Annotated in this window: 7 protein-coding genes; 4 read left to right on the top strand and 3 right to left on the bottom strand. The window is 66.1% G+C overall.

Annotated features, from left to right (window positions below):
• From K0F86_RS07040 to K0F86_RS07030, 3 genes are all read right to left on the bottom strand, one after another.
• Window positions 1-728: TorF family putative porin (locus tag K0F86_RS07040; RefSeq protein ID WP_219133906.1), on the bottom strand; the 728-nt coding region annotated here is incomplete at its 3' end.
• Window positions 729-966: 238 nt separating this feature from the next.
• Window positions 967-1380, bottom strand: coding sequence for a hypothetical protein (locus K0F86_RS07035; protein ID WP_219133742.1), 414 nt, complete (start codon window positions 1378-1380; stop codon window positions 967-969).
• An 81-nt stretch (window positions 1381-1461) separates the two neighbouring features.
• Window positions 1462-2160, bottom strand: coding sequence for a FadR/GntR family transcriptional regulator (locus K0F86_RS07030; RefSeq protein ID WP_257572021.1), 699 nt, complete (start codon window positions 2158-2160; stop codon window positions 1462-1464).
• Between the two features lie 154 nt (window positions 2161-2314).
• Here K0F86_RS07030 and K0F86_RS07025 point away from each other — a divergent pair, with 154 nt between their 5' ends.
• The 4 genes from K0F86_RS07025 to K0F86_RS07010 all read left to right on the top strand — a co-directional run bounded on the left by K0F86_RS07025 (window position 2315) and on the right by K0F86_RS07010 (window position 7070).
• A complete protein-coding gene (locus tag K0F86_RS07025) occupies window positions 2315-3106 on the top strand; it encodes a (Fe-S)-binding protein (protein WP_219133741.1) in 792 nt (263 codons plus the stop codon).
• Complete coding sequence (locus K0F86_RS07020) at window positions 3103-3819, top strand: LUD domain-containing protein (RefSeq protein ID WP_219133740.1); 717 nt, start codon at window positions 3103-3105, stop codon at window positions 3817-3819. Before K0F86_RS07025 ends, K0F86_RS07020 begins: the two co-directional genes overlap by 4 nt.
• A complete protein-coding gene (locus tag K0F86_RS07015; protein ID WP_219133739.1) occupies window positions 3816-5261 on the top strand; it encodes a LutB/LldF family L-lactate oxidation iron-sulfur protein in 1446 nt (481 codons plus the stop codon). The genes K0F86_RS07020 and K0F86_RS07015 overlap by 4 nt, the downstream gene beginning before the upstream one ends.
• 102 nt (window positions 5262-5363) lie before the next feature.
• On the top strand, window positions 5364-7070 hold the full coding sequence (locus K0F86_RS07010; protein ID WP_219133738.1) for a lactate permease LctP family transporter: 1707 nt from the start codon (window positions 5364-5366) through the stop codon (window positions 7068-7070).
• Window positions 7071-7083 lie beyond the last annotated feature (13 nt).

The following is a 7083-nucleotide window of genomic DNA, read 5'->3' as shown; positions in this document are numbered from 1 at the left end:
CCCGCCGCATTCGGGATGCCCAGCGTGTAATGATCGTAGGCGTCGGTGGCGCCCCAGGCGCGCGTCACGGCGCCGCTCAGGCTCCAGCCGCCATCGAAGGCCCTGGTGACGCCGACCTTGGCGTCGCGCCAGTTCCATATCGCATTGCCCGTGCCCGCCACCCGGCCATTGCCGGCGTGCAGATTCAAGGTCCAGGCATTGCCCAGGTCGACATTCGCGCCCACGTCCAGGTAGCCCGTGCCGCGCGCATGCGTGATGCCGAAAAAGTCCGGCGTGACGGTACGGTTGTACTTGGCGTACAGCATCTTGTAGCTCAGGCCCAGCGACAGTTCGCCATAGTCGTACTTGACGCCTGTGGCGCGGTAGACGGCGCCCGGATACTTGTAGTAATACGCCAGTACGCTGTAGCCCAGCTCGCCCACCGTGCCGCCGTAACCGCCGTACAGGTCCCATTCGAAGCTTGCATCCTGGATATAACGGTCGCTGACGGTGGACGCCCACGTCCCCAGCGACCAGCCGCTCGGGTGCGCGTAGTCGGCACCCGCCTGCAGGGCCGGCTTGCCCCAGGTCTGGCGAAAGCCGCGCGAAATGTATTGCGAGGTGAGGCTGGCATTGGCGCTGACGGTGGCGGCAGTGCCGTCCGTGGTCTGCGCCTGCAGGGGCAGGGCGGCGAGCAGGAAGACACAGCCCAGCAAGGTTTTTCTCGGAAAGTTGCGGTTCGATGGCATGGCAGTCGGCTCCGTATTTGCTGGCAGCGGCCGTCCAGGCACGTTGCCCTGATGGTTGCGATAAATAAATGCGGGGGACTTTGCGCAAGCAAGGCGACGCCGTCTGCATGCTCTCAGCAACATGCACACATGCTCACCAAACGTAACTGAAAGGATAGGGGCTAGGGCTAGTGGAAGTCAACAAAGTTGCGCTGAGGAAATCGTAAGTTGTTGTTTCCTGTCACTTTTCATGCGCCTGTCATATTGCGGGTGCGCCGCGGCTGGCTGCCTGTTGCAAGCTGGTCAGCAGGCCGGGCAGGGCCGCATGCAGGGCAGGCAGGTCGCCCGCCTGTAACTCGGCCTGCGCTTCCACGCGGCCCGATGGCTGGCCCCAGACGACCTGTGCGCTCAGCCGGGCGCCGGCGTCGAGTCCCGTGACGCTGACCAGCAGGGCGACTTCTTCCGGGGCATCCTCGGGCACTTCCCCCAGCAGGCAGGAAATGCCGAAATGATAATCCTCGAAAGCGCTGGCCGTACCGCTGGAAAAGGCGAATACGGAGGCGAGCACCTGCGGCGCGGCGGCCGCGAGTGGCGGCAGGGCGGCGCGGAACAGGGGCAGCAAGTCATTTTCCAGCTGGCGTACCAGCGGATGGGTGTGAGCGAGGACGGTCATGGCAGGATGAAGTCAATGGCGGCGCGCGATGTTAGCAGCTTTTGCCGCCGCTGTGGCCGTAGACTGGTCCTACCAGTCGCCCTATTCGTCGCTGGTCACGCGCGTGCGCACGAAATCGATGTGGCTTTGCATGGCCGTGCGCGCTTCCTCGGGCTGGCTGGCGCAGATGGCCTCGCACAGGGTGCGGTGCTGCGACAGCAGTTGCAGCGAGGTGGCGTCGTCCTGCTGGCGCAAGCCCGTGCCATTGAGGGTGATATGTTCGCGCAGCATGCCGATGATGCTGGTGTGCAAGTGTAAAAACATGGTGTTGTGCGATGCCTGCGCGATGACTTCATGCAGCCGCGCATCGGCCTGCGCCTCGCCGTGCTTGTCGTCGACCGCGCGTGCCTGTTCCAGCTCGGCCAGCAGCGCCATGATCTGCGTGCGCTCGTCCGCGCTGGCCCGCTGCGCCGCAAAATAAGCCGTGGCGCCTTCCAGCACGCGGCGAAATTCCAGGATGTCGTCGCGCAGGGCGGGGTGGTCAGCCACCAGCTGGCTCCACGGCGAAGCCATGCCGGTGCGCAATTGATCCGTCACAAAGACGCCGGCGCCGCGCCGGCTGCGCACCAGGCCCCGCGCCGCCAGCCGCTGCACCGCTTCGCGCACGGTATTGCGCGAGACCCCATATTGCAGTGCCAGCAGGCGCTCGGCCGGCAGCTGTGCGCCCGCCGGCAAGCTGCCGTCCAGCAGGGCCGTCTCCAGCCTGCGCATCACCGTTTCGACCCTGCCCCGCGTTTGCATGCCTGTCGCCATCGCTGTTGTCTCGTTTGTTGTTTTCAAGTGGTCCGAGCAATTTGAAGTGGCTCGAAGAAGCTGGAATTATGCGTGAAGCAGTCATTCTTAACAACACACAGCGGCGCCGCAGCAACACACAGAGCGCCGGGGAGACACACTCATGCAGCCAGACCCGCGCCAGCCGCGCCACTATCCCCCCGCACCGCTCCAGGTGTACCTGTTCGCCACCTGCCTGGTCGACCTGTTCGTGCCGCAGGCCGGGCTCGACGCGGTGCGCCTGCTGGAGCGGGAAGGCTTGCTGGTGCATTACCCGCGCGGCCAGAGCTGCTGCGGCCAGCCCGCCTACAGCAGCGGCAACCCGGAGCAGGCGCGTGCCGTGGCGCGCGCCCAGCTCGACCTGTTTGCGCAACCGTGGCCCGTGATCGTGCCGTCAGGCTCCTGCGCCGGCATGATGCGCCACCACTGGCCGCAGCTGTTCCAGGATGACCCCGTGGCCGGCCCCAAGGCGGTCGAACTGGCCGAACGCGTGTATGAACTGAGCGAATTTCTCGTCTGCGTGCTGAAACTCGACCTGGTCAGCCTTTCTGGCGCCGGACAGGCCGATGAAAACGTGGTGCTGCATACCTCGTGCGGCGCACGTCGCGAAATGGGCACCCGGCTGCACGGCGTGGCGCTGGTCGACGCCTTGCCCGGCGTGACGCGCATCGAGCACCAGCGCGAATCGGAATGCTGCGGTTTTGGCGGCACGTTTTCATTGAAACACCCGGACATTTCCGGCGCCATGGTCAGCGACAAGATCGCCTCGGCCTGCGCCACGGGCTGCGACCGGCTCGTCTCGGCCGACTGCGGCTGCCTGCTCAATATCGGCCACGCCGCGCAGCACCAGGGCGCGCCGCTGCCCGTCGAGCACCTGGCCAGCTTCTTGTGGCGCCGCACGGGAGGTGCGGCATGAGTACCGCATTGACCGCCCGCGAACGCATGCTGGGACGGCTGCGCGCCGCCGCACCCTCGGCGCCCGAAGCGGTGGAGGCCATCGATACGGCCATCGACAGCCATTACCAGGCGCGCCGCGCCGCAGCGCCGCAGTCGCCGCGCCAACAGCTCGACGCCATGCAGGCCGCTTTGCGCGCTTCGCACGCGCAAGTCGATTGCGTGAGTAGCGATGCCTGGCCCGCCCTGCTGGCGCAGCGTCTCGGTGCGCACGGCGTGCGCCGTTTGCTGCTCGATAGCGCCAGCGTGGAAGGGCAGGCCTTGCGCGCCGCCTTGCCCGCTGGCGTGGAAACGCTGTCCTTTGACCGTCCGCTGGCGCAGTGGAAGGGGGAGTTGTTCGACAGCGTCGACGCGGGTTTCACCGTCGCGCGTTCCGGCATCGCCGCCACGGGCACCCTGGTCATCGCGCCCGACGCGGCCACGCCGCGCACGGTATCGCTGGCGCCCCCGCTGCACGTTTGCCTTGTCTATACCAGCACGCTGCATGCGGACTTGCATGCGGCGGCGCGCGCCGAGCGCTGGGCGGACGGCATGCCAGCGAACCTGGTGCTGGTGTCGGGTCCCTCGAAAACCTCCGATATCCAGCAAACGCTGGCCTATGGCGCACACGGCCCGCGCTGGCTGTGGGTGCTGATCATCGATGATCTGTCAGCCCATGAAGGAGGCCAGCCATGAACGCCAAGCCCTTGCAATTCGTCAAACCGGCAGACTTCCATGCGCGTGCCCGCGCCGCGCTGGACGATCCGAAGCTGCGTCAAAGTTTTCGCGGCGCCATGGATTTTTTGCAGGACAAGCGCAGCGCCCAGTTCCCCGACGGCGACGAACTCGAACGCCTGCGCGACATCGGCGAAGCCGTGCGCCAGCACGCGCTGGCGCGCCTGCCCGACCTGCTGGTGCAGCTGGAAGACAAGCTGACGGCGGCCGGCGTGCAGGTGCACTGGGCCGAGGATGGCGAGCAGGCCAACGCCATCATCCACGCCATCGCGCAGCGCAACCAGGCGACGCGCTTCATCAAGGGCAAGTCGATGGCCAGCGAGGAGATCGAGCTCAATCACTACCTGGAAGCGCGCGGCATGACGTGCCTGGAGTCGGATATGGGCGAGTACATCGTGCAGCTGGCCGGCGAAAAGCCGTCGCACATCGTCATGCCGGCGATACACAAGACCCGCGCGGACATCGCCGGCCTGTTCGCCGAGCATATCCCCGACGCGCCCTACACGGAAGACGTCGACAGTCTGATCCAGACAGGGCGGCGCGCCCTGCGCCAGGCCTTCGTCGAGGCCGACATCGGCCTGTCGGGCGTGAACTTCGCGGCGGCCGACACGGGCACCCTGTGGCTGGTGGAAAACGAGGGCAATGGCCGCCTGACCACGTCCGTGCCGGAAGTGCACATCGCCATCATGGGCATGGAAAAGGTGGTGGCCAAGCTCGAACATATCGTGCCACTGGCGAGTCTCTTGACGCGCTCGGCGACGGGGCAAGCCATCACCACCTATTTCAACCTGATTTCCGGCCCGCGCCGCGAAGGTGAACAGGATGGGCCGCGCGAAGTGCACCTGGTCTTGCTCGATAACGGCCGCAGCCAGGCCTACGCGGACGAGCAGCTGCGCGCCACCCTGCAATGCATACGCTGCGGCGCCTGCATGAACCACTGTCCCGTCTACACGCGCATCGGCGGCCACGCCTACGGCACCACGTATCCGGGGCCGATCGGCAAGATCATTTCGCCCCACTTGCTGGGACTCGATGCGACGGCCGACCTGGCCACGGCGTCGAGCCTGTGCGGCGCCTGCGGCGAGGTGTGCCCCGTGCGCATCCCGATTCCGCAACTGCTGGTGCGCCTGCGCACGGAAGCCAACCGCAATCCCGATGAGCAGGTGGCGCATCCGCTGCGCGGCCAGGGCGCCAAGTTCAGTCGCGGCGAAAGCCTGATCTGGCGTTTCTGGAGCGGTGCCTTTGCGCGCCCTGCCAGCTACCGCCTGTTTCGCTGGGCCGCCACGCGGCTGCGGCTGCTGACGCCGCGCGCGCAACTGGGCTGGACGCAGCACCGCAAGCCTTTGCAACCGGCGCCGCGCAGCCTGGCCGACCTGCTTAATGCGCGGGGGCAGGAAGAATAACCCGGCCTGGCAGCACCGCAGCACCGTAAAAAAACACGCTACACACAATTACATCAAAAGCCGTTTTTTCACTTAACCCGCATCCACCGGAGGAGACCCGACATGCAAACCTGGACCCAACTTTACACCCCGCTCGGCAGCTTGTGGCTGTCGTCACTGGCGGCGGCCGTTCCCATCATCTTCTTCTTCATCGCCCTGGCGGCGCTGCGCATCAAGGGCCACGTGGCGGCCGCCGTCACGCTGGCGCTGGCGCTGGCCGTGGCGATTTTCGCCTACGGCATGCCCGTGCCGCAGGCGCTGGCGGCGGCCGGCTATGGTTTTGCTTACGGCTTGTGGCCTATCGCCTGGATCATCGTCACGGCCGTCTTCCTGTATAAAATCGTCGTCAAGACGGGGCAGATCGACATCATCCGCGCCTCCGTGCTGTCGGTCACGGACGACCAGCGCCTGCAGGTGCTGCTGATCGGCTTTGCCTTCGGCGCCTTCCTGGAAGGGGCGGCCGGTTTCGGCGCGCCCGTCGCCATCACCTCGGCCCTGCTGGTGGGCCTGGGCTTCAACCCGCTGTACGCGGCGGGCCTGTGCCTGATCGCCAACACGGCACCCGTGGCCTTTGGCGCCATGGGCATCCCCATCATCGTGGCGGGCCAGGTGACGGGCATCGACCCGTTCCTGATCGGCGCCATGGCGGGCCGCCAGTTGCCGCTGCTGTCGCTGCTGGTGCCGTTCTGGCTGGTGTTCATGATGGATGGTTTGCGTGGCGTGCGCGAAGTATGGCCGGCCGCGCTGGTGACGGGTTTGAGCTTTGCCGTCACCCAGTACTTCACGTCGAACCATATCGGTCCTGAACTGCCGGACATCACCTCGGCCCTCGTCAGCCTGGTGTCGCTGACCCTGTTCCTGAAAGTGTGGCAGCCGAAGAATGCGAAAGTGGCCCATGCCGTCGGCGGCGGCACGGCCGCACTGTCCGGTTTTGGCGGCGGCGCAGGCAAGGCGGACGTGCGCGGCAGCGGCAGCCGCGCCGCCTCGCCCTATACGATGGCGCAGACCATGCGCGCCTGGGCGCCGTTCGGCCTGTTGACGGCCATCGTCACCGTGTGGAGCCTGCCCGGCTTCAAGGCCCTGTTTGCCGCCGGCGGGGCGCTATCGAGCCTGGTCATCAAGATCCACGTGCCGTACCTGGACCAGCTGGTGATCAAGACCATGCCCATCGTGACCGTGCCGAAGGCGTATGACGCCGTGTTCAAGCTCGATTTGCTGTCGGCCGTGGGCACGGCGATCTTGCTGACGGCCGTGCTGTCGATGCTGATGCTGCGCATGAAGCCGCGCGATGGCATGAAGGCCTTCGTGGAAACCGTGGTGGAATTGCGCCGTCCCGTGCTGTCGATCGGCCTGGTGCTGGCGTTTGCCTTCGTTGCCAATTACTCGGGCATGTCGTCCACCCTGGCCCTGCTGCTGGCCGGCAGCGGCGCCGCCTTCCCGTTCTTCTCGCCGTTCCTCGGCTGGCTGGGTGTTTTCCTGACGGGTTCCGACACGTCGTCGAATGCCTTGTTCTGCTCCTTGCAAAACACCACGGCGCACCAGATCGGCGTGTCCGACACCTTGCTGGTGGCGGCCAATACGACGGGCGGCGTGACGGCGAAGATGATCTCGCCCCAATCGATCGCCGTCGCCTGCGCCGCAACGGGCCTGGTGGGCAAGGAATCGGACCTGTTCCGCTTCACCTTGAAGCACAGCCTGTTGTTTGCCGTGATCATCGGCATCATCACCATGCTGCAGGCCTACGTTTTCACCGGCATGATCCCGCACTGAGCGGTCCGTAGAA

Source organism: Janthinobacterium sp. UMAB-60 (genome assembly GCF_900095235.1).
Lineage (GTDB): Bacteria > Pseudomonadota > Gammaproteobacteria > Burkholderiales > Burkholderiaceae_D > Janthinobacterium.
The sequence above is the reverse complement of the archived record's forward strand: the minus strand, read 5'-3'. Positions and strand labels throughout refer to the sequence as shown.